General features: G+C 64.4%; 18 protein-coding genes and 1 pseudogene. 8 read left to right on the top strand and 11 right to left on the bottom strand.

The annotated features are described in order from the left end of the window. Nucleotides 1-48: 48 nt before the first annotated feature. Complete coding sequence (locus WS68_RS16255; protein ID WP_269434551.1) at nt 49-825, bottom strand: LuxR family transcriptional regulator; 777 nt, start codon at nt 823-825, stop codon at nt 49-51. Between the two features lie 496 nt (nt 826-1,321). Here WS68_RS16255 and WS68_RS27730 point away from each other — a divergent pair, with 496 nt between their 5' ends. Then, entirely contained in the window at nt 1,322-1,900 is a 579-nt protein-coding gene (locus tag WS68_RS27730) for a DUF6875 domain-containing protein (protein ID WP_156429542.1), read from the top strand. Beyond that, nucleotides 1,897-2,607: an MBL fold metallo-hydrolase gene (locus WS68_RS16245; protein WP_059571774.1), complete on the top strand. Its 711-nt coding sequence runs from the start codon at nt 1,897-1,899 to the stop codon at nt 2,605-2,607. The genes WS68_RS27730 and WS68_RS16245 overlap by 4 nt, the downstream gene beginning before the upstream one ends. Before the next feature lie 73 nt (nt 2,608-2,680). Here the strand turns inward: WS68_RS16245 and WS68_RS16240 are convergent, their stop codons facing one another. The 5 genes from WS68_RS16240 to WS68_RS16220 form a co-directional block, all read right to left on the bottom strand. Next, nucleotides 2,681-4,264: an acyl-CoA ligase (AMP-forming), exosortase A system-associated gene (locus tag WS68_RS16240; protein ID WP_059571773.1), complete on the bottom strand. Its 1,584-nt coding sequence runs from the start codon at nt 4,262-4,264 to the stop codon at nt 2,681-2,683. Between the two features lie 282 nt (nt 4,265-4,546). Further along, on the bottom strand, nt 4,547-5,326 hold the full coding sequence (locus tag WS68_RS16235; protein WP_059571772.1) for a 2OG-Fe(II) oxygenase: 780 nt from the start codon (nt 5,324-5,326) through the stop codon (nt 4,547-4,549). A gap of 92 nt (nt 5,327-5,418) precedes the next feature. Beyond that, entirely contained in the window at nt 5,419-7,008 is a 1,590-nt protein-coding gene (locus WS68_RS16230) for an inorganic phosphate transporter (RefSeq protein ID WP_059571771.1), read from the bottom strand. Between the two features lie 87 nt (nt 7,009-7,095). After that, nucleotides 7,096-7,500, bottom strand: coding sequence for an SRPBCC family protein (locus tag WS68_RS16225; RefSeq protein WP_059571770.1), 405 nt, complete (start codon nt 7,498-7,500; stop codon nt 7,096-7,098). Between the two features lie 308 nt (nt 7,501-7,808). Further along, nucleotides 7,809-8,276, bottom strand: a complete 468-nt coding sequence (locus tag WS68_RS16220; protein ID WP_059571769.1) for an Lrp/AsnC family transcriptional regulator — start codon at nt 8,274-8,276, stop codon at nt 7,809-7,811. 133 nt (nt 8,277-8,409) lie between these two features. Between WS68_RS16220 and WS68_RS16215 the strand changes: the two genes are divergently transcribed. From WS68_RS16215 to WS68_RS16205, 3 genes are all read left to right on the top strand, one after another. Then, nucleotides 8,410-9,036, top strand: a complete 627-nt coding sequence (locus tag WS68_RS16215) for a LysE family translocator (protein ID WP_059571768.1) — start codon at nt 8,410-8,412, stop codon at nt 9,034-9,036. Between the two features lie 198 nt (nt 9,037-9,234). Next, entirely contained in the window at nt 9,235-10,833 is a 1,599-nt protein-coding gene (locus tag WS68_RS16210; protein ID WP_059571767.1) for a S53 family peptidase, read from the top strand. 247 nt (nt 10,834-11,080) lie between these two features. Further along, a complete protein-coding gene (locus WS68_RS16205) occupies nt 11,081-12,700 on the top strand; it encodes a S10 family peptidase (RefSeq protein ID WP_059571766.1) in 1,620 nt (539 codons plus the stop codon). Nucleotides 12,701-12,904: 204 nt separating this feature from the next. Here WS68_RS16205 and WS68_RS16200 read toward each other — a convergent pair whose 3' ends face one another. Genes WS68_RS16200 through WS68_RS16190 form a run of 3 tightly spaced genes read right to left on the bottom strand, consistent with a single transcriptional unit; the run spans nt 12,905 to nt 15,452 of the window. Further along, nucleotides 12,905-13,345: an SRPBCC family protein gene (locus WS68_RS16200; RefSeq protein WP_059571765.1), complete on the bottom strand. Its 441-nt coding sequence runs from the start codon at nt 13,343-13,345 to the stop codon at nt 12,905-12,907. Nucleotides 13,346-13,377: 32 nt separating this feature from the next. Further along, nucleotides 13,378-14,220: a phosphoenolpyruvate hydrolase family protein gene (locus WS68_RS16195; RefSeq protein ID WP_059571764.1), complete on the bottom strand. Its 843-nt coding sequence runs from the start codon at nt 14,218-14,220 to the stop codon at nt 13,378-13,380. Between the two features lie 2 nt (nt 14,221-14,222). Continuing rightward, a complete protein-coding gene (locus tag WS68_RS16190) occupies nt 14,223-15,452 on the bottom strand; it encodes a Tm-1-like ATP-binding domain-containing protein (protein WP_059571763.1) in 1,230 nt (409 codons plus the stop codon). A gap of 144 nt (nt 15,453-15,596) precedes the next feature. On the opposite strand from WS68_RS16190, the gene WS68_RS16185 reads away from it, so the two are divergent. Then, nucleotides 15,597-16,436 (top strand): TetR/AcrR family transcriptional regulator, encoded by an 840-nt coding sequence (locus WS68_RS16185; RefSeq protein WP_082710095.1) that lies wholly within the window; start codon nt 15,597-15,599, stop codon nt 16,434-16,436. 429 nt (nt 16,437-16,865) lie between these two features. Here WS68_RS16185 and WS68_RS16180 read toward each other — a convergent pair whose 3' ends face one another. Both WS68_RS16180 and WS68_RS16175 read right to left on the bottom strand, forming a co-directional pair. Then, nucleotides 16,866-17,747 (bottom strand): DMT family transporter, encoded by an 882-nt coding sequence (locus WS68_RS16180; RefSeq protein WP_059571762.1) that lies wholly within the window; start codon nt 17,745-17,747, stop codon nt 16,866-16,868. Between the two features lie 130 nt (nt 17,748-17,877). Beyond that, on the bottom strand, nt 17,878-18,069 hold the full coding sequence (locus WS68_RS16175) for a hypothetical protein (RefSeq protein WP_059520185.1): 192 nt from the start codon (nt 18,067-18,069) through the stop codon (nt 17,878-17,880). A 230-nt stretch (nt 18,070-18,299) separates the two neighbouring features. Between WS68_RS16175 and WS68_RS16170 the strand changes: the two genes are divergently transcribed. Beyond that, nucleotides 18,300-19,058 (top strand): DeoR/GlpR family DNA-binding transcription regulator, encoded by a 759-nt coding sequence (locus WS68_RS16170; protein WP_059571795.1) that lies wholly within the window; start codon nt 18,300-18,302, stop codon nt 19,056-19,058. A gap of 215 nt (nt 19,059-19,273) precedes the next feature. Further along, nucleotides 19,274-21,058: pseudogene (locus tag WS68_RS16165) on the top strand (phospholipase D-like domain-containing protein); the annotation flags it as partial. Between the last annotated feature and the right edge of the window lie 40 nt (nt 21,059-21,098).

The raw sequence follows: 21,098 nt of genomic DNA, 5'->3' as shown, positions 1-21,098 counted from the left end.
GTTGCGCATCGGCCCGATGCGCAACCGGTAATGCAAGCCCGGCCAGACTCAGGGAAAAATCAGGCCCTGGCGAGTCGCCTTGACCGCAGCGAATGTACGGCTGCGCGTATTAAGCTTCGCCATCGCATTTTCGATATGGAAATCGACCGTGTATTTTGAGATATCGAGCATATTTGCGATAACCCATGACGATTTACCGCGCGCGACCCAGGTCAGGCATAACTGCTCGCGATCCGTTAGATGCACCGAAGGCGGAATCGGGCTGCGCATGCGCACGCTTTGGAATTGCAAATGAAATTGCATGCTGAGCAAATAGGCGTTACGCCATTTTGAGTCAGCGTCGTGAGTCGGCGCGGTGCCGCATAGGCTGATCAGCAGCACACGTCCGTGGGGTTGATGCAGCGGAATACTGATGCCGTTGTCGAGACCGGCGTCTTCCGCTTCGATAAGCACATGCTGTTCACGCGAATTCGACGTCGCCAAGTCGCTCCACGCGAATGGCGTGCTGTATCGGAATGCCGCCTGGTGAACCGGATCGATATTGACATAATCGTTACGACTGTAATGCTCGATCCATGCGGACGGATACTGTAGGGCAATGATATGGATCGAGGCGGGATGCAGCGCATCAGATAGTTCGACGATCGCATGATGCCGATAGCCTATCTGTAATGCGGCTTGCGAGAAACTTTCGGTCAGCGAGCGAATGTCCCGCGATTCCGGTATCGCAATGGACAGGGTGGGCGGACCGATGCTTTTTCTCGACGACGAACCTGCGCCGTCGCTCGCGTCTGTTCGATATTCGCGTTGCAGAATCCTGCTCAATTTGGATGCCCCTGTTTATTGGAAATCGAAATTTATGAAAATATCGTGTGCCGAATTTGGGGCGCGTAACCAGTGATAATCGGGTAGCGCGGTGGTATTTATATTGTCTGTAGATAATATCAAACATAATCGTGTTTGCAAGGGTTTGGGCTGATTAAACGCCATCCGTTTGAATGGGCGATAAATATTTTTGTTTGCCGCAGAGGCTGTTTTTCGCAAGCCGAAATGATTCATCTCAAAAATAAAACCATGCGCCCGCGCGTAGGTGGGGTAACGGACAGTGCCGGACGCGGATCATGTGCAATATTTGATGGAATCCGTTTCGGTTTTGCAACGATTCGACGCTGCACTGTTATCGTAAGAACATAGCGATCGCGATGTAAATGCGGGATTTCCGTTGTCGCCGGAATTGGTAAATTCGTTAATTTGTGTAATCAATCAGATTATTTATTGTTTGTGGGGCAGAGTCGTGGGAAATTGTGCAGCCGGTTTCAACATGCTTTCGTTTGAAGAAGCCCGTGCATGGACGGAACTGGTTCCAATTACGCGCTGGATCGAGGATTTTTTATGTGCGCCAAATTTCGCCGTGGGCCGCTCAGGCGATGTGTGCCCATACACGCGCGCTGCCATTCGAAAAAACGCATTTCGGTTTGCGATAAGCCGTGCTCGATCGGCGGCTGAATTCGAGGCGGAAATAAAAGAACATCTGGTGGACATTGAGCGAACCGGCGAATCGGCGGATATTTATCGTTGCCGCCTGATCGTTCCCGTCGGGCTCGATCGTGCGGCCAACGTGATCGAGAATGTTCAGCGGGCATTGAAGCCGCTTTTCGTCACGCGCCGGCTGATGCTGGGCCAGTTCTATCCGGAGTGCGACGAGCGGGGCCTCTGGAACCCCGATTTTCGGCCACTGCAATGTCCCGTTCCGTTGATCGCGATCCGGGGCATGGTGCCGACTGATGTAGCCTTCCTCTACGATAATGCCGAGCTGATGGCTGCCTATAATGCTTGCTTCAAGGAGCAGGCGGCCCGCGCCATTCGCCAGTACGAACAGCACAGAGGAATCACGCAGTGAGCACATCGTCGATTACCGAAATCCGGCCGGGTTTATACCGGGCGACCACCTATGTCGAGAAGCTGAAACTGGCGTTCAGCCAATTCTTCGTGAAAGCGTCCGATGGCGGCGTGTTGTGTGTCGAAACAGGGACGCGAGGCGATTTCCCCGGCCTTGCCGAGAGCCTGGCGCAGATCGGCGTCGCGCCTGCGCAAATCAGCGACGTCGTGGTGCCGCACTTCGAGGTCGACGAAATGGGAGCGCTTCCCGAATTTGCCGCCGCCAATCCGAAGCTGACCGCGCATGGCCATCCGATCTGCACGCATGCGCTTGCCGACATCTTCGGCGTGCGGGCTAAGCCGCTCAAGGACGGTGAGCGCGTCACGCTGTCCGGCACCGAGGTCGTGCCGGTCTACGTCAAGCATGTGCATCAGTGGGATGCGCTCGTCGTCTATCTGCCACGCTACAAAGCGCTGCTGTCGTCGGATTTGTTCATGCGTTTTGGCCCGGTTGCCGCAACGAGCGACGATCCTGTCGATGGCATCGTCGCGTCGATCGAGCGTTCCGGCTACCTGCCGTCGACGCAGTATTTCGCGGCGGCGCTGCGCAAGCTTCAGGCGCTCGATATCGAGATCGTTCTGCCAATGCACGGGCCGGCGATCGAGCATGACGTGGCGGGCGTCGTCGCCAGGCTGCTTGCCTATTGCGAGCGTGCGGCGGCAGCCTGAGGCCGGTGCGTGGCGAAGCCGGCAAGTGAATTGGCGCGGCGCCGGTGTTGGAGCGGCGCCTGTCGGCTCGCCGTCATAGGGTTTCGAGCAGATTTGCCGCATCGTCGCAGAGTGCGACGCGATCGAATTTCCCGTTCGGATTGCGCGGCAGCGACGCGCGCGTAACGATCGTATGCGGCACCATATACGGTGGCAATTGTTTCGCGCACCACGCGTGCAACGCATCGAGCGAGCATGCGCTATCCGATAGCGGCACGACCACGAGCATGATCGCTTCGCCCAGTTCGTCATGCGGCACGCCGAGCGCGACGGCTTCGGCAACGAGGCCGCTTGCGTGCGCGACGTCCTCGATTTCGTCCGGGCTGATCCGGTAGCCCGAGCTTTTGATTTGCATGTCGTTGCGGGCGACGAAGTAGAGAAAGCCGTCGTCGTCACGGCGCACGAGATCGCCCGACCACACCGCGGTTTCACGCGTCGCGCAGCCTGGCTTTGCTTCCGGCGACGGGCGATAGCGCTGCGCGGTGCGCACGGGATCGTTCCAATAGCCGAGCGTCACGCATGCGCCGACGTGCACGAGTTCGCCAACCTCATTCGGCGCGCAGGGCGTGCCGTCGTTTCGCACGACGAGAATCCGCGCATTGGGTACAGCCTTGCCGATCGAGCCGGGACGGCGATCGATTTCGGCGGGATCCAGATAAGTTGAGCGGAATGCTTCGGTCAGGCCGTACATCAGATATGGCGAAGCTTGCGGAAACAATTTGCGTAGCGCATCCAGCACGCGTTGCGGCATATGGCCGCCCGTGTTCGCGAAGTAGCGCAGGTGCGTGCGCGCTTCGTCGGGCCACGTCGCGCGTGCGAGCTGAATCCAGAGCGGCGGCACGCCCGCGAAGCCGGTGATCTTTTCGCGTTGGCAGATGTCGACGACGTCTTTCGGCATCAGATAATTGATGAGCACCGAAGTCGCGCCGGCAGCCCATGCGGTTGTGAGTTGGCTCAAGCCCGCATCGAAGCTGAGCGGCAGCGCCCCGAGAATGCGGTCTTCTGCCGTATGGCGCAGGTAGTGTGCGACGCTCCATGCGCCTTCGAGCAGGTTGCGATGGCTCAGCATCACGCCTTTGGGGCGTCCGGTCGAGCCGGACGTATAGAGGAGCGCGGCGAGGTCGGTATCGATCGTATCGGCGTAACCCGGATCGTAGCTATTCGAGCGCGCGTGCGCCTGCGTTTGCTCCCACGCCAAGCGGACACGGGACGGTGAGGCAGAGGCCTTCGGCAAATCGGTCAGGATGACGTATGGAATGTTCGACAGCATCTCGTCGCCGAGAATCCGCGCGCGCACCGCCGACGTCACGATGCAGCGCGCGCCGCAATCGGCAAGGATGTGGCTGACCTGATCGGGCTTGAGCAACGGGTTGATCGGCACGAACACGGCCCCGGCGGCGGCCGCGCCGAGCATCGCGACGACTGCTTCGACGCGTTTGTCGAGAAAGATCGCGAGCCGTTCGCCGGGGGCGATCTCGAGCCTTTGCAGGTGCGCGGCGAACGACAGGCTTTGCGCGGCGAGCGCATGATAGGTGAGCCGCATGTCATCGACGACTAGCGCCTCGGCGCTGGGAGTGCGGCGTGCCGCTTGCCCGACTAGATCGAAAAAATTGCGCATGATGTACCTAGATTGCAAGTCACGGACGGCGGATTTCGCGCGACGTAGCGGATATCGCGGCTTGTGGCCGTGATGTGCGCTATCGACTTTGATTGGGGCAAAGAGTACCGAATAGAGAATTCTTCTTGCGCAATCTTTTTCGAGTAAATTCGGAAACGGAGTGGTGCCCAACATATCCGAGTGCAGTCTGTAACAGAGTGTATTGCTGTGACAAATGGCGGCGTGCATTCGATGCATACGCAATCATCTGTATTTGCATTGCGTGCTCATCAGGCGGCAGGCTCAGCATGCGTCGTGAAAAAGAATGCCGAGTGCGTGCCGCTGTCCGCTGCGCAGCCGGCTTACGCCATGCCGTAATTGGGCCCGGTATGGGCCGCGCGCACTTGGCGCGGGACGATGACGGACGGCAAAGATGACCGCATCGCCTTGAGCGAGCGTGACCACCTCGACGCGTGATTGCATGCGGGGCCGTTGTTCGGTGATGACGAATTCGCCACCTGTGAAATCGACGTCCGGCTGCGATAACAGAATTGTCGCTTGCAGTGCAAACACGTGCTCGCCGTACAGATCCTGATGCAGGCAGTTGTAGTCGCCTTCGCGATAACGAAGGATCAGCGGCGTCGGGCGCAATTGCCCCGCGGCATGGCAGCGTGCGACGAACGCGGCGTGCTCGGCCGGAAAGCGGGTATCGATGCGCATCGATGCATTCCAGCGATTCGCGATCGGCGCGAGATGCGCATAGAGCGCGATGCGCAGCGCGTGGATCGCACGGGGCAGCGGATAGTTGAAGTATCGGTATTCACCACGCCCGAAACTGTGGCGCGCCATCGTCACGGTGCTGCGGAACAGCGCATCGCGCGCATAGAGTGCGGCGAGCGCTTCGCATGCGCGGCGTGTGAGCAGCCCATGAATGATCGCGTGGCCGTCCCGATCGAGATCCTGTTCGATCGCCGGCCATGCGAGCGACTCGATGCGCTGCATGAGCGCTGCTTCGCCCGGCGTTTGCGCCGGACCGTGTGTGCGCGTGGTGGTGGGGGCGTGCGGTACGGCTATCGGGTTCATCGGCGCTTCCTCGCTGCATCATCGAATCGGGATGCAGCGAATCTAGCGGTGCATGCGGGCCGGCGCGCTCCGGATCTTGCGCGGTAATTCGCTCAGATAAGCGAATGAAAGCACCAGTAAAGGGCACCTGCGAGCACGACCGACGCGGGCAGCGTCAGTACCCACGCGAGAATGAGGCTGCGCACCGTAGCCCATTGCAGCCCCGAGCTGTTCGCGGCCATCGTGCCGGCTACGCCCGACGACAGCACATGCGTAGTCGACACCGGCAGCCCGTATGCATCGGCCGCACCGATCGTCAGCATGGCGACGACTTCGGCGGATGCGCCTTGCCCATAAGTCAAATGCTGTTTGCCGATCTTTTCGCCCACTGTCACGACGATGCGCCGCCAGCCGACCATCGTGCCGAGGCCGAGCGCGATCGCCACTGCAACCTTGACCCAGGTTGGAATGAACTTGGTTGCGTGATCGAGTTGCGCACGGTAGTTATCGAGCGCATGTGCGTCTTGTGGCGAGAACGCTGGCTGCTGGGTCTTTTTCATCAACCGCAGCGCTTCCGACACAAGGTACATTGTGTTGCGCACGTTGTCCGCTTCTCCGCCGGGAACCGCTGCAATCGAGCCTGTCGCGCCGACTTCTCGCGCGAGCGAATCGGACAACTGACGAACCGCCGGCAGCGTGGCACCGCTGAGGTGGCGCGACTGCACGTAGGCCTCGACATCGCGACGCGGATTGGCCGACGGCGGCGCGTCGCCGGCATAACGCGCGAGCGTTGCCGACGCTTGATGTGCGACGACGATGAACGTCTGCGACTCGCCGGCCGTGACTGCCTTGTTGAGCGCGTAGGCGGTGGGCACCGTGCCGATCAGAATCAGCATGATGAGCCCCATGCCTTTCTGGCCGTCGTTCGAACCGTGTGCGAACGATACCCCGGTGCAGGTCAGGATCAATAGGCAGCGGACCCAGAACGGCGGCGGCTCGTTGTTCTTCGGCTCGCTATAGAGCGCGGGCACGCGCACCAGCGCCTTGAGCACGACGAGCAGGAGCCCCGCGCACAGGAAGCCGACGATCGGCGAGAACAACAGTGATTTGCCGACGCCCATCGCCTGCGCCCAATCGACGCCGCTTGTGCCCGACGCGCCGCGCATCAACTGATTCGCGAGCCCGACGCCGATGATCGAGCCGATCAGCGTGTGCGAACTCGACGACGGCAACCCGAAGTACCAGGTCGCGAGATTCCATGCGATTGCCGCGATCAACAGCGCGAACACCATCGCGAATCCCGCGCCGTGGCCGACCTGCAGGATCAACTCGACGGGCAGCAGTTGCAGGATGCCGAACGCGACCGCGCCCGTCGAGGCCATCACGCCGAGAAAATTCCAGATGCCGGACCAGACGACCGCGACGTTCGGCGTGAGCGAATGCGTGTAGATCACGGTCGCCACCGCGTTGGCGGTGTCATGGAAGCCGTTGACGAACTCGAAGCCGAGCGCGATCACAAGCGCGATGCCAAGCAGCAGGTACGGGAAGATCGAACGCCCGCCGATAGGCGGGAGATCCGCAAGCAGATGGACGAGTACGTAAGCGGCGCCGCTTGCGAGCAGCGCCACGAGCAGCGCGAGGCCCAGATGCCGGGTGCGATCGGTGCGTTCTTCCGTGGCGGGGGCGAACAGGGAGCGGTTCATAACGGTCCTCTACGAGAAAACCGTTCGATGCTAGCGTCGCCGATCAGGCAGTTTGATGACAATTGGGCGACTCGATGACAGTGCCCGTCATGTCGTGATCGCCTGCTCGATGCGGGCGAGTACGGTCGGCCAGCCGCGTTTCATGCCTTCATAGGCGGTTTTGCCAGGCTGGGTGTCGAGATCGAAGCCTGCATGCTCGAGGAATACGCGTGTGCCGTCGCCCTCGGGCTCTAGGCGCCACGAGATCGTCGTGTCGAGCACGTGTTGCGCGAACACGATCGCGAACAAGCGACCGGGCTCGACCGCCGTCACCTCGCAATGCTGTCGTCCCCACGAACCCATGTCGAGCGTGAAGCGATGGCCGACGACGGGGCTCACGTCGCCCGCAGCCCACCAGCGCGCGAAGGTTGCCGGTTCGGTGAGCGCCGCCCACACCCGGGCAGGCGAATGGGCAACGAATTGGTCGACGCGGATCGGTTCGGCTTCGGTCATCGTGAGGTCCGTTGGAATGGGGAGCGGGCACCCATCATAGTGGAACGTCACGAAGCGTGCCGCGAGCAGCCGTCGCCGCGCGCGGCGGATCGCGTATCGCGTGGTGATTGCAAGCAGAACGCAAGCCGGCCGTCAGCCCGGCGGGCGACGAGCATGCGCGCGGCCGGAGCGGGCGCGCTCGGCCGCTTCGTTGGTTCGGCAGCTACGTTTTCATCTCATTCCGTCAGCCGGGGCGGCCTTTGGGCCAGCCCCGGCCAGTTCGTCGGGCGTTGCCCGCGTGCCGGGCGAATGAACGGGCGCACGGCAGGTCAGGGAATCGGCAATTCGGCCTCGCGTTTGACTTCGCGCAGCGACAGCGCCGACTCGATCGATGTGACGCCCGGCAGCGCGCGCAGCGTCTCACGCAGGAACGTGCCGTAATCGTCGAGATCGTGCGCGACGACTTGCAGCAGGTAATCCGCGGAGCCCGACACGTTATGGCAGGACAGGATGCGTGGAATGCCGAGCACCTCGCGCTCGAAGTGATTCGCGATGTTTTTGTCGTGAACCGAGCAGCGCAGCAGTACGAAGGCGATGACGCCGAAGCCGAGCGCGTTACGCGACAACTGCGCGCGATAGCGTTCGATATAGCCGTCGCTTTCGAGCCGCTTCAGGCGGCGCGCGCATGGCGTTTCGCTCAGCCCCACCGAATCGGCGAGCCGCGCGACCGGGATGCGGCCGTCGATTTGCACGGCGGAGAGGATTGCACGGTCGGTTTTGTCGAGATCAATCGTCATTGGTGGATTGCTCTAAAAATTGAGTTTTCAGTAGTTTATTCCAATAAAATTGGCGGGCAATCCTGGGAAATTAGCCAATAAGCCCTCTCCGAATGAGAGCATCATGGAGCCTTTTTTAAACTGGGGCTCGACCATGATTTCCATGCACGTGCTGACTGCTTATCTGGCGACCGTCTTCGCCATCTATGCGGTCCCCGGGCCTGATATGGCGTTCGTCCTGCAAACGGGAATCGCCCGCGGCGTGCGGCACGGCATGGCCGCCGCCGCGGGGCTCGGGCTCGCGCGCGCCGTGCACGTAACGCTGTCCGCGTGCGGCGTTGCCGCACTGCTCAAGCATGCGCCGTGGCTCTACGAGACCGTGCGTTATGGCGGCGCGCTGTATCTCGGATACGTCGCCGTGCAGATCGTGCGTTCGCCGGCGTTCGCGTTGACCGGCGACGGCGCGCGGCTGCCCGCGTCGCCGCTGCGGCAGACGTTCGCCAAAGGACTCCTCACCAATCTGCTCAACCCGAAAGCGCTCCTGTTCTGCTCGGTGCTGCTGCCGCAATTCGTCCAGCCGGACGGCGCGCCGGCACTGGCCCAGATGGCCATGCTCGGCGCCGTGCTCGTGCTCGCGGGCGTCGGCTTCGATCTCGCATGCGTGGCGGGCGCGGCACGCATCGCCCGGTGGTTGCGCGCTCATCCGTTCGCGCAGACCGCGCAGCGCTGGACGTTCTCGGCCGTGCTGCTCGCTTTTGCACTGAGGCTGTCGATCGACTGACTTTCGCGGCCGGCCTGGGTAAGGCGGTTGGCCCCGGCGCAGGACTGTCGCGCCTGCTTTACACTTCGGATACCGTACTGTCGCATGCCCCTGCCCACGGCGTTTGTGCGCCGTCCGACATTGCGCCCGGAGGAACTGCGCGTGCTTACCGGGGTCCGATGGAGGCAGCTCCGTTCACGGCTTCTGGAGAACCCGAATATGGCAAGGCATCTTCATGCAGGCAACGAACCCCCGATCGTCTCCGAATCCACCTGCGTCGGCCCGTGCGATCCGGCCGAGACGATTCAGGTGATGGTGATGTTGCGGCGACAGGAAGAGCAGCATCTCGACGCTTTGCTAAAGGGCCTGGCTAGCGGGGATCCAAACGCGAAGCCCTTGTCCCGCGAGGCGTTTGCGCAGCGCTTCAGCGCGCATCCAGACGCTATCCGGAAAATTGAGATATTCGCGCAGAAGCATCAGCTCACGGTTGCACGGGTCGATCCGGTCGAGAGTCTCGTCGTGCTGTCCGGCACGATTGCGCAGTTCGAGGCGGCGTTTGGCGTGAAGCTGCAACGCTTCGAGCACCATAGCGCGGGCCAGTATCGCGGCCGCACCGGCGACATCGCGCTGCCGGACGATTTGCATGATTGCGTGACCGCCGTGCTCGGCCTGGACAATCGCCCGCAAGCCCGGCCGCATTTCCGGCTGAGGCCGACTCCGGCTTTCAAGCCCGCGCGCGCGGCCGCCGCGACGTCGTTTACGCCGCTGCAACTCGCGACGCTCTACGATTTCCCGCCGGGCGACGGCGCGGGCCAATGCATCGCGATCATCGAACTCGGCGGCGGCTACCGGGCGGCCGATATACAGCGGTATTTCAAGGGCCTGGGGCTCACGTCGCAGCCGAAGCTCGTCGACGTGAGCATCAATGGCGGCCGCAATGTGCCGACGGGCGAGCCAAGCGGGCCGGACGGCGAGGTGTCGCTCGACATCGAAGTGGCGGGGGCGATCGCGCCCGGCGCGACGCTTGCAATCTATTTCGCGCCGAACAGCGACGCGGGCTTCATTCAAGCGGTCAATCAGGCCGTGCACGACACGGCCAACAAGCCGTCGATCGTATCGATCAGCTGGGGCGGGCCGGAAAGCGCGTGGACGTCGCAATCGCTGCAGGCGTTTAACCGCGTGCTGCAGTCGGCCGCGGCGCTCGGCGTGACCGTGTGCGCGGCGGCCGGCGACAACGGTTCGAGCGACGGCGTGCAGGATGGGGCGAACCACGTCGATTTTCCCGCGTCGAGCCCTTATGTGCTGGCTTGCGGCGGCACGCATCTGGACGCTCAGCCGGGGCGGGGCATCGCCCGCGAGACTGTTTGGAACGACGATGCGGCGGGCGGCGGCGCGACGGGCGGCGGCGTCAGCAACGTGTTCGGCCTGCCCGAATGGCAACAGGGCCTGAGCGCGACGCTCGCGCAGAACGGCAGCGCGGTGCCGCTCGCCAAGCGCGGCGTGCCCGACGTCGCGGGCGATGCGTCGCCGACGACAGGCTACGAGGTGTCGATCGACGGCACGTCGACAGTGATCGGCGGAACGAGCGCGGTTGCGCCGTTGTGGGCCGCGCTGGTCGCACGGATCAACGCGGCCTCGGGGAGCGCGGCGGGCTGGATCAACCCGAAGCTGTACCGTAGTGCCACCGCATTGCGCGATGTCACCGCCGGCAATAACGGCGTGTATGCGGCTTCAGCCGGCTGGGACGCGTGCACGGGGCTCGGCAGCCCGGACGGCGTGAAGGTGGCCGTGGCGCTCAACGGCGGTGCGACCCGCTGATGAAGGGCGGGCTATGCGCATGCTTGGCAGCCCGATTTAATATCGAGACGGTTCGACGGCGGCTTGCGGCCGCCGGAATCGGAGAGCCGGGCCAAGGCTGAACGGGCCGTGGCGGGCGCCCCGCGCGCCCGCGGCGCCGCTTGTCTTGCCATTGCCGGCGGGGCGGGCGGCGGCAGGCAATACCGGTTTGGCACGATTGACGATTCGTTCATGCACCACCTAATAGAAATCCGAAGGAGCAAGCACGATGAGCATCGATTCGATTTCCTCCGGCGAAGCGGGGCATTCTGAGCCGCACCGATCCGTGCCGGCGTTTGCGTCGAGGGCTGCCGCGTCGGCGGCCGGCCGCGACCAACCATTGTTCGATCCGATCGCCTATGGCAACGGCCCCGACGATTCGGTGACGGACACCACCGAGGCCGCCGCGCTCACGCGCCACACCGCAAGGATAGGCGGGCGCTCGATCGCTTATACGGCGGCGGCCGGCCATCTCGTGACCGTCGATCCGAGCAGCTCGCAGCCCAACGCGAAGCTTTTTTACGTGGCATTCACGCAGGATGGCGCGAAGGAGGAGGAGCGGCCGGTCACGTTTTTTTATAACGGCGGGCCGGGCTCGTCGTCGGTGTTCGTGTTGCTCGGCTCGTTCGCGCCGCGGCGTATCAGGACGTCGATGCCGGGTTTCACGCCGCCCGCGCCATATCAGATGGAGGACAATTCGGACAGCCTGCTGGACAAGAGCGATCTGGTGTTTGTCAATCCGGTCGGCACGGGCTATTCGGCGGCGATCGCACCCTACAAGAACCGCGATTTTTGGGGTGTCGATCAGGACGCGAACTCGCTGAAGCAATTCATCAAGCGCTATCTGACGAAGAACAACCGCTGGAATTCGCCGAAATTCCTGTTCGGCGAATCGTATGGCACCGCGCGAAGCTGCGTACTCGCGTACAAGCTGCACGAGGATGGCGTCGATTTGAACGGAATCACGTTGCAATCGTCGATTCTCGACTACCGGCAGGCGGGTAATCCGGTCGGCGCGCTGCCGACCGCGGCGGCCGATCTCGGCGCGTTTGCCGAGGAGGCCGCCCAGTTTGCCCGCACCGACTATCTCGACGCGTTGCGCAAGTTCCCCCAGACCGACGCGGCGCTTGTCAAGAAGCTGTCCGACTATACCGGCATCGATACGACGACGCTGCTGTCGTGGAGCCTCGATATTGCGAGCTACGATTCGCGCGGTAATTCGCTGTTCCTGACCACGCTGCTCAAGCCGCGCGGCCTCGCGCTCGGCGCCTATGACGGCCGCGTGACGGCGATCGAGACCGGCATCGCGGGTAAGATCGACCCGAACTCCGGCGGCAACGATCCGACGATGACGGCGGTCTCGGGCGTTTATACGGCGATGTGGAATACGTATCTGAACGAGCAGTTGAAGTACACGTCGAATTCGTCGTTCACCGATCTGAACGACCAGGCGTTCAAATACTGGGACTTCGGCCACATCGATCCGACCGGCGCGCAACAGGGCGTGGACGATAATGGCAACGTGATCCTGTACACGGCGGGCGACCTTGCCGCGGTGATGGCACTCAATGTCGATCTGAAGGTGCTGTCGGCGAACGGTTTCTACGATTTCGTCACGCCGTTCTACCAGACGGTGCTCGATTTGCAGCAGATGCCGCTTGACGATCCGAAAGTGCGGCAGAACCTGTCGGCGCGCTTCTATCCGTCAGGGCATATGGTCTATCTGGACGGCGGCTCGCGCACTGCGCTCAAGCACGATCTCGCGCAGATGTACGACTCCACGGTGCGAGACACCGGCGCTGTCGCGCGGATTCGCGCGCTGCAGGCGAAAAAGCGCGACCGCGCATGAGCGCATGGCAAAAAAGAACGCCCGCGCCACGGTGAGCGGCGCGGGCCGGGCATAGAAAGAGGCCGACCGTAGACGGTCGGCCTAAAAAGGTTCCGGCGTTTATCCGAGGGCCACTCTGCCAGAACCTGAGAGCCGTTTTGGCGACCGAAAAAACAGCCGCCGAATTCAGTACATCGATGCGTCAGCGTACCGGCCGCCGCGCCGTCATTGCGCGCGCAGCCGCTCGGCGAGCGCGTGAAAGCCCGCCGCGAACACATGCTGGCTGACCGATGACGCGACCGCCGCCAGATCGGCGCCTTCGGCCGAGAAGTCCGCCCACCATTGTCCGAAGGTCTTGCCGGAATCCGTGACCGCCACGAGTTGCACGCCAGCGACGTAATTACGCATCGGCAGCGACGTGTCGAGGATCGAATACTCGAGCGTGTAATTCGGCTCGTCGAGCTTCAACAGCTTTTCGCGGACATAGCCGTTCGATAGCGTCAGATATCGGACCGCGCCCGCCGTATAGGCGTCGGGGCCCGGTTCGAGCCGGCTCTCGACGACGGCCGGGTGAAACGACTGCAATCCGTTGAAATCGCGAAAAAATGCCCAGACGCGCTCGATCGGCGCATCGATGACGCTGCTGGCAAAAGCGGTATGGCTCATGATCGGTCAGCTCCTCGTAAGCGGATGGCGTGTCATGGTTTGGCGCGCCGGTCGATCAGCTTGAAGCGTTTGGTCATCTCGGTCAACGCGGTTTCGGCGGGCAGGCGCTCCATCGAGCTTGCGCCGTAGAAACCGTGGCATTGCGGGCACTCGCGCAGAATGTACGCGGCGTCGTCGGGTGTCGCGATCGGGCCGCCGTGGCACAGCACGATCACGTCGTCGCGTACCGATTTTGCCGCGTCCGCCCAGCGCCGCACGAGCGGCGCGCAATCGGCGAGCGTGCGCGCGGTGGCCGCGCCGATGCTGCCGCCCGTCGTCAGGCCCATGTGCGCGACGACGATGTCGGCGCCCGCTTCGGTCATCGCAACCGCATCGGCTTCGCTGAACACGTAGGGCGTCGTCAGCAGCCCTTTCTGATGCGCGAGCCGGATCATGTCGACCTCAAGCGCGTAGCCCATCCCGGTTTCCTCCAGATTCGCGCGGAAATTGCCGTCGATGAGCCCGACGGTCGGGAAGTTCTGCACGCCCGCGAAGCCGAGCCGGGCCAACTCGTCGAGAAACGCGTCGAAATTGCAGAACGGATCGGTGCCGTTCACGCCCGCGATCACGGGCGTGGAGCGCACGACGTGCAGCACCTCGCGCGCCATGTCGACGACGATCTCGTTCGCGTTGCCGTAAGCGAGCAGCCCCGCGAGCGAGCCGCGCCCGGCCATCCGGTAGCGGCCCGAGTTGTAGATCACAATCAGGTCAATGCCGCCGGCTTCCTCGCATTTCGCGGACAATCCCGTCCCCGCGCCGCCGCCGATGATCGGCTCGCCGCGGGCGATCGCCGCTCGCAGTTTGTCGAGAATCTCGGCGCGTGTCAGTTTCTTCATCGTTAATTCCGGTGTGCGGCGGTGGCTGGGTAGATCGACAGAAAATGCTCGACGGCGGCCGCCGCGAACAGCGGATCGTTGATGTGCGCGGGCACGCGCACCAGGCGGCGCTGCGCGGTCTGCTTCACTGTCGCTTCGAGCGCGGCGAACAGCGCGGCGTCGGCCTCCGGGTGCCAGAACGGCTGGCCCGGCGCGTCGAGCGCCGATACCCCGCCCTCGGGGATCAGAAAGCGCACCGGTCCGTCGCACGCGTTGAGTTTCGTGCCGATCCACTCGCCGATGCGGCGGTTTTCGTCGGGCGTCGTGCGCATCAACGTGATTTGCGGGTTGTGCCGGTACAGCAGGCGGTCCGCATAGCGGGGCGGCACGGTTTCGATGCGCGCGAAGTTCACCATGTCGAGCGCGCCGCACGCGCCGACATATGGCACTTGGCTGCGCGCGATCGCGTCGAAGCGATCTTCGCCGCATGCGAGGATGCCGCCCATCAGCAGATCGCAGACTTCGGTTGTCGTCAGATCGAGCACGCCATCGAGCAGGCGGCTGTCCGCGAGCTTCTCCATCGAGCGGCCCCCACTGCCCGTCGCGTGGAACACGAGACAGTCGAAGCGTGCGTCGAGCTGCGCCGTTACCGCTTGGATGCACGGCGTTGTCACGCCGAACATCGTCAGGCCGACGGCGGGCTTCAGGTCGGCCGGCGGCGGCTGCAAGTCGCGCACCGCGCCCGCGATCATGTGCGCGCCGTTCGCGAGCACCTGCCGCGAGATCCGGTTCAGACCCGCGACATCCGTCACTGAATAAAGCATCGCGATATCGGATGCGCCGACATATTGCGATACGTCGCCCGAGGCCATCGTCGAGATCATCAGCTTCGGCACGCCGACCGGCAGCGCCTGCAACGCCGGCGCGATGAGCGCCGTGCCGCCCGAGCCGCCGATGCCGATCAGCGCGGCTACGTCATCGCGGCTTGCAATATAGCGCTCGAACGCGACGGCCATCGCCGCGATCGCACCGCCGCGGTCGCCGCAGAATACGGCGGCCGCGCCGTCAGGATGGTGCGCGGCAACCGTTTCGGCACTGACGTCGGCTGCGAGCCCCGGCAAACCTCGCGTGGACAGGTCGACCACTTGCGCGGCCAGCCCGGCCTGGGCGATCCGGGATTGGACGAAATGCGCTTCCGCGCCCTTTGTGTCAACGGTCGCCGCAACGTAGATCAGCTTACGGTGGGTTACCATCTGGTCTCCTTCGCCAAGTTCGTCTGTCGCACGATCCAAACGCGAATCAATGAGGCAGAACTTTAACACATATGAGACAGCCGTCTCATCCGTTGTCGATAAGTGACTATGACAAATACACCCGAGTCTGCGGCGGCCGAGCCGATGCCGGCCGTGCCCGCGTCAGAGATGCTATCCGAAGCTCGTGCGCAAACCCACGATTTGCTGTTGCAAACCGCGATGTCGATGCTCGACCAGGGCTGGTTTCCGTCGGTGACCGAGCTGGCGAACGCCGCTGGCGTGTCGCGTGCGACGGCTTATCGCTATTTCCCGTCACAGGCGGCGCTGGTCAGCACGGTCGTCGACGAGGTGCTCGGGCCCGTGCTGCAATGGCAGCCGACGTCGTCATCGGCCGAGACGCGCGTGCATGAACTGCTCGACTTCGCCTATCCGCGGATGGAGCAGCACGAGGGCGCGTTGCGCGCGGCGTTGCAGGTCGCGTTGCAGCAGTGGGCGAATGAGCGTGCGCGGCGCGCGCAGGACGAGCCGAAGTACCGGCGCGGCAATCGTAAGCGGCTGCTGTCGCTCGCGGTCGAGCCGTTGCTGCAGGCGGGTGTCGAGCCGGCGGCCGCCGCGCGGCTTGCGCAATCGTTGTCACTGCTTTACGGCACCGAGGCGATGGTCGTGCTGAAGGACTTCTGGGGGCTCGACTTCCGGCAGTTCATGGACGTCGTCAAATGGACGAGCGCCGCGCTCGTGCGGGCGACGCTAGCCGAGGCCGGAGCGGCTGGCGCATCGGGGCAGCCGGGCGCGGCGGGCAGCGAGGGCGGCAGCGCATACTCCGGCGCAGCGGGCAGCGCGGCCGCGGGCGGTGAAGCCGGGCACGCAGCGGGCGCGGACGAGGCGGGCGCCCGCCTCGCCGGCGGCACCGGCGGGGCGGGTGCCGTAGAGCGGCCCGGTAATGCCGGCGGCGTGAGCGCGGGCGGCGCGGGCAATAACGGATAACGCGCACCGCCGGCGGCGGCATAACCATCATGCGCCGCTGCCGCGCCGGCCATGCGCGGCGGCGCGTGTTTGGCGATCGCGCGGGCGGCGGGCAGTCAGCGCGGCAACTGTCGCACGCCGAGCACGGTGAACAAGCCACCGCAGAGCCGGACGACGACTGCGCTGCCGCGCCGGCATGCGCACGACGGCTCAGCGGGTCATTCCGAAAGGGATGGGTCATTTCCCGTCAGCGAAGCGACGAAGAGGCGAGCAGCGCGCGATTGGGCCAACGGCTCCGTTCGCTCATTTTGTTTGGGTTTCCAAGAGAAGGGCGCGCATTCCGCATGCTCGTCTGATGTTCGACGAACGCATGCCGGATTGCCTCGGTGATGAGCGCAGCAAAGGGCGCGAGCGCGATGGTCTGCGCTTTCGGTTTTCAGTATTGCAGATTCAACCGCGCTGCCGGGCAAGCGTGACGCCCGCGAGCGCAAGTGCGAATCCGGCGATCTGCGCGGGCGCAAGCGTTTCGCCAAAAAATGCGTAGCCTTGCAGCGCGGCGAGCGGCGGCGCGAGAAACAGCAGCGAGGTTGCGCGCGCTGCTTCGCCGTGGCGCAGCATCGCCATCAGCAGCATCACCGCGACGCCGGACAGCATCGCGATGCCCCATGCGAGCGAAAGCCATAGCGCGGGCGCGCCATGCCAGCGGGCTTCGCCGAGCGCGAGCGCCGCCGTGCCCGCGACGAGCGCCGCGCCAAGATTCTGAACGGCGACGGCGGTGCGCAGATCGGTCTGTGCCAGCGAGCTTTTCTGATAGAGCGAGCCGGCGGTGATCGATGCGACCGCCGCGATCGCGATCGTGACGACGGCCCAGGCCGGGGCGCCGCCGGCTGCTGCCGGCGCGGCGTGCAGCTTTGGCGCGAGCACGAGCGCGACGCCTGCGACGCCTGCGACGCCGAGCGCCATGCCGGCCCAGCCGCGCGCGGGCAGCCGCTCGTTGAACAGCGGCGCGGCGAGCGCGGCGGTGGCAAGCGGCTGCAGCGCGCCGAGGAGCGCCATCACGCCGGCATTGAGCCCTTGTGCGACGGCCCAATAGCTCGCGCCGAGATAAACGCCTTGCAACAGCGCGCCTGCCAGCAGATGGCGCCCCCATTCGCGTGCGGCCGGCCATGGCGCGCGCACGGCCCGCGCGACGCACGCATAGACGAGCGCCGTGCCCGCGAAGCGCGCGAGCAGATACAGATTGGGATCGGCGTATGGCTTGATCGCGCGGGCGACGATGAAGCCGGTGGACCAAAGCGCGACGAACGCGGCGGCGGTGACGGAGACGGGCATGCGAAACGGAGCGGATACGCTCGCTGTAGCGGCGAAGCGCCAAGTATCGGGCGCGGCCGTGCGGCTGTCTTGTCGAAACCTGCAGTGCTCGCGGATATCGACGATATCGTCGATACGGCGCGGCGGCGAATCAGTCGATCGAGAACGTGTCGAGCGGCTGATTCGCGCTCGCGGCTTCGTCGCTGGCAAAGCGCGCGCTGAGTTGCCGGTGCAGGCGGCGCGCTTCGTCGAGCGTCAGATCGATCCAGTACGGATCGCCCGCAGCATCGTTGAGCCGCTGCGGCGGAAATTGGATTTCGAGAACGACGCCTTTGCGATACATCGATATACCTCTGGTCAGTTATGCGGTGGGCCGGCGGCCAACGCGAGTGTAGCAATCCGCCGCCGGTGGCGGCCGGCGCGATTGCCCGCTGTCTCGAAATTCTGAATTTCGGCATGGCCGCGGAACGCGACATGGGCGCGCGCGGCGCATCGGCAGGCCGATCTAAAATGGCCCGCCATCCTCATCCGACCATCGCCTATTCGATGCCCGGCCACGCCGCGCCGCATGTCATGCTGATTGAACAACGTCATCGCTATATTCTGGACGAACTCGCGCGAACGGGCGCATTGTCCGTCGCACAGCTCGTGCGCGCGCTCAACGTGTCGCGCGAGACTGTTCGCCGCGATCTGAACGCGCTCGCCGCGCGCGGCCTCGTGATCATGACGCACGGCGGCGCGTTGGCGGCCGAGCAGCGCGAATCGGCCGCCGCCGCCGCACGCGATGCGGCGCATGCCGACGCCAAGCGTGTGATCGGCCGGCGCGCGGCGGAGTTCGTGCCCGACGGCGCGTCGGTGCTGCTCGATTCGGAAAGCACCGTGCATGCGATCGCGGCCGCGCTCGCCGATCGGCATCGGCTCGTCGTCTACACGAACGACTGGCGCATTGCCAGCATCCTGGGCCGCCGCAACGGCAACCGGGTGACGCTGCTCGGCGGCGAATTGTCCGAAGACGAAGACGCGACGTTCGGCATCGATACCATCCAGCAGCTCGCGCAATACCATGTTGACTTTGCGTTCGTCGGCGCGGGGGGCATTACGCAGGACGGCGTGCTGACAGACTCTTCGCGGCTCACCGCCGAAGTGCGGAGCCGAATGATCGCGGCGGCGGCTGCGTCAGTGATCGTCGCCGATCTGTCGAAATTCGGCCGCGTGCTGCCGGTGCGGGTAAGTAGCGAGAACGCGCGCTACCTGGTGACCGAGCGCCGGCCCGACAATGCATTCGCGAGCGCGCTTGCATTGCGCGGCATCGAACTGGTCGTGTGTGGATGAGCGTGGCTTCGCGAGCGATGTTCGCGACTGAGTGCAACGGCGCGCCTGCGCTTTGACGGCGCGGCCGACGCGAACGCTCCGGTGGGCCGCCCCGCGTGCGATGCCCTGTTCGCAACCGCGACACGTAAACTTCATCGAAGCGTCATATCGGCAGCAAACTGCCATTGAATACTCGTCAGCTCGGTTTTCATCACGATCAGACGAGGAGGGCGGCGATGTCCGTCAGCGTGCGCAGCTATCTTTCCCCGACGCTGGTTTTGCTCGCATTCGATTGGCCCGGCGCGCAGCAGCACGACGATTTTCTCGGCTTCGCGATCAGACGCACGCCCGGCTTCTGGTCGGCTCACGGCAAGACCCGCGCGATGACGAGCTGGCTGCCGAACCGGCTGACGTTCGATGCTCCCGCCTCCGATACGCAGGGCGATGCGCCGACCGATCAGGCGCCGATCCAAAAATTCATGTGGTGGGATGCGCGGATCGATCCGCCGGATCGGGGCCGCACCTTTCGCTACGAGGTCTATCCGGTCGTCGGCACGCCGGAGTCGCTGCATGTGCTCGATGCCGAAGCAGGGGTGTGTAACGTCACGTTGCCCGCGCATATCGAGGATGGCATCGGCACCTGGTTCAACCGCGCGGTGGTGAGTTCGCAGGCGTTCGCCAGGCAGATTGGCGCGCTGCATGTCGGGCCCGGCGACGCGCCGTTGCCCGATGCCGCGCTGAAGCTGCGCACGTGGCTGGCAAATGACTTGCAGGAAACCTTCGGTCTGATGCTCGGCGCGGCGGCGCGCCGAGCAGTGTCTGCGGTCTACCACCTGACTGACCGGCTATGGGCGATTCCCGCGTTCGAAGCGTTCGGCCGCGTGCACGGCGCCGACGCGCTCGCGATCGTCTACGACGCGCACGCGACGACGCGCGGCCGCGGCGAGCCGCCGCTGCCGTCGCCGAACCAGCCGGCCGTCGACCAGTTAAAGGATGCCGCGACGTTCGCGCCGCGCGACAAGACGCGGATCATGCATGACAAGTTCATCGTCGCGGGCGACGAGACCGGGCCGGCGCGCGTGCTAACCGGTTCGGCGAATTTCACGACGGAGGGCATCACCGAACAGGCGAACGTGCTGCATCTGTTCGAATCGGCGGCGCTCGCTGAACTGTACAACGCGCGCGCACATGCGCTCGCGTCCAATCCGGGCATCGCGCAGACGGCGCGGCTCGCGCCGGGCTGGTCGGAGGCGGTGAGCGTGGGTACGGCGCGCGTGCGGGTGTCGTTCTCGCCGGAGCCGCGCGGCGCGCGCACGCAGATCGACTCGATCGTCGAGGCGATTCGCGCCGCGCAGCATTCGGTCCTGTTCTGCCTGTTCATGCCGACCGACGCTGCGTTACGCGACGCATGCTTCGCCGCAGGTGACCGGGGGCTGATGATGTTCGGGCTCGTCAACGCGATCAGCACGCGCAGCGCGCAGCAAGCGCAAGCGGACGAGCAAGCCGGCAAGACGCCCGATGCGGCGCGGCTCGCCAATCTTGAGCTGTATCACCGCAGCCGGTCGAACCGCGATGTGATCGGCGCAGCTTATTTTTCGCCCGCAACAGTGCCGGCCGGCTTCGAGCCGGAATTGCGGCTCTTTCCCGGCGATGTGCCGCCGGCTTATCCGCCGGTCGTCGTTCATCACAAGTTCATCGTGATCGATGCCGAAGGCGCCAATCCGGTGGTGTACAGCGGCTCGGCGAATATGAGCGAGAACTCGGAGCACTATAACGACGAGAATCTGCTCGAGATTCGCGACACACGCGTGGCGGCGATCTATCTCGCGGAAGGTTTGCGTCTTTACGAGCACTATCGCGCGCGGGCGCTGTGGATTGCCGCGCAGGGCGGCTCGGACGCCGGCTCAGACGCGCGGCGCAAGCTCGTGTTGCAGCCGGATGCGCGTTGGGCGAAGAAATATTTCGTCGCGGGCAGCCCGGAAGAAAAGGCGCGGATCGCGCTGGCCGCGCCGCTGCGGGCGGCAGCAGGCGGCGGCAGGCCGGCCTGCGACGGGGCGGCCC

The sequence above is a fragment of the Burkholderia sp. TSV86 genome, assembly GCF_001522865.1.
Classification (GTDB): Bacteria; Pseudomonadota; Gammaproteobacteria; order Burkholderiales; family Burkholderiaceae; genus Burkholderia.
Note: the sequence above shows the minus strand (reverse complement) of the source record. Positions and strands in the feature narration are given on the sequence as shown.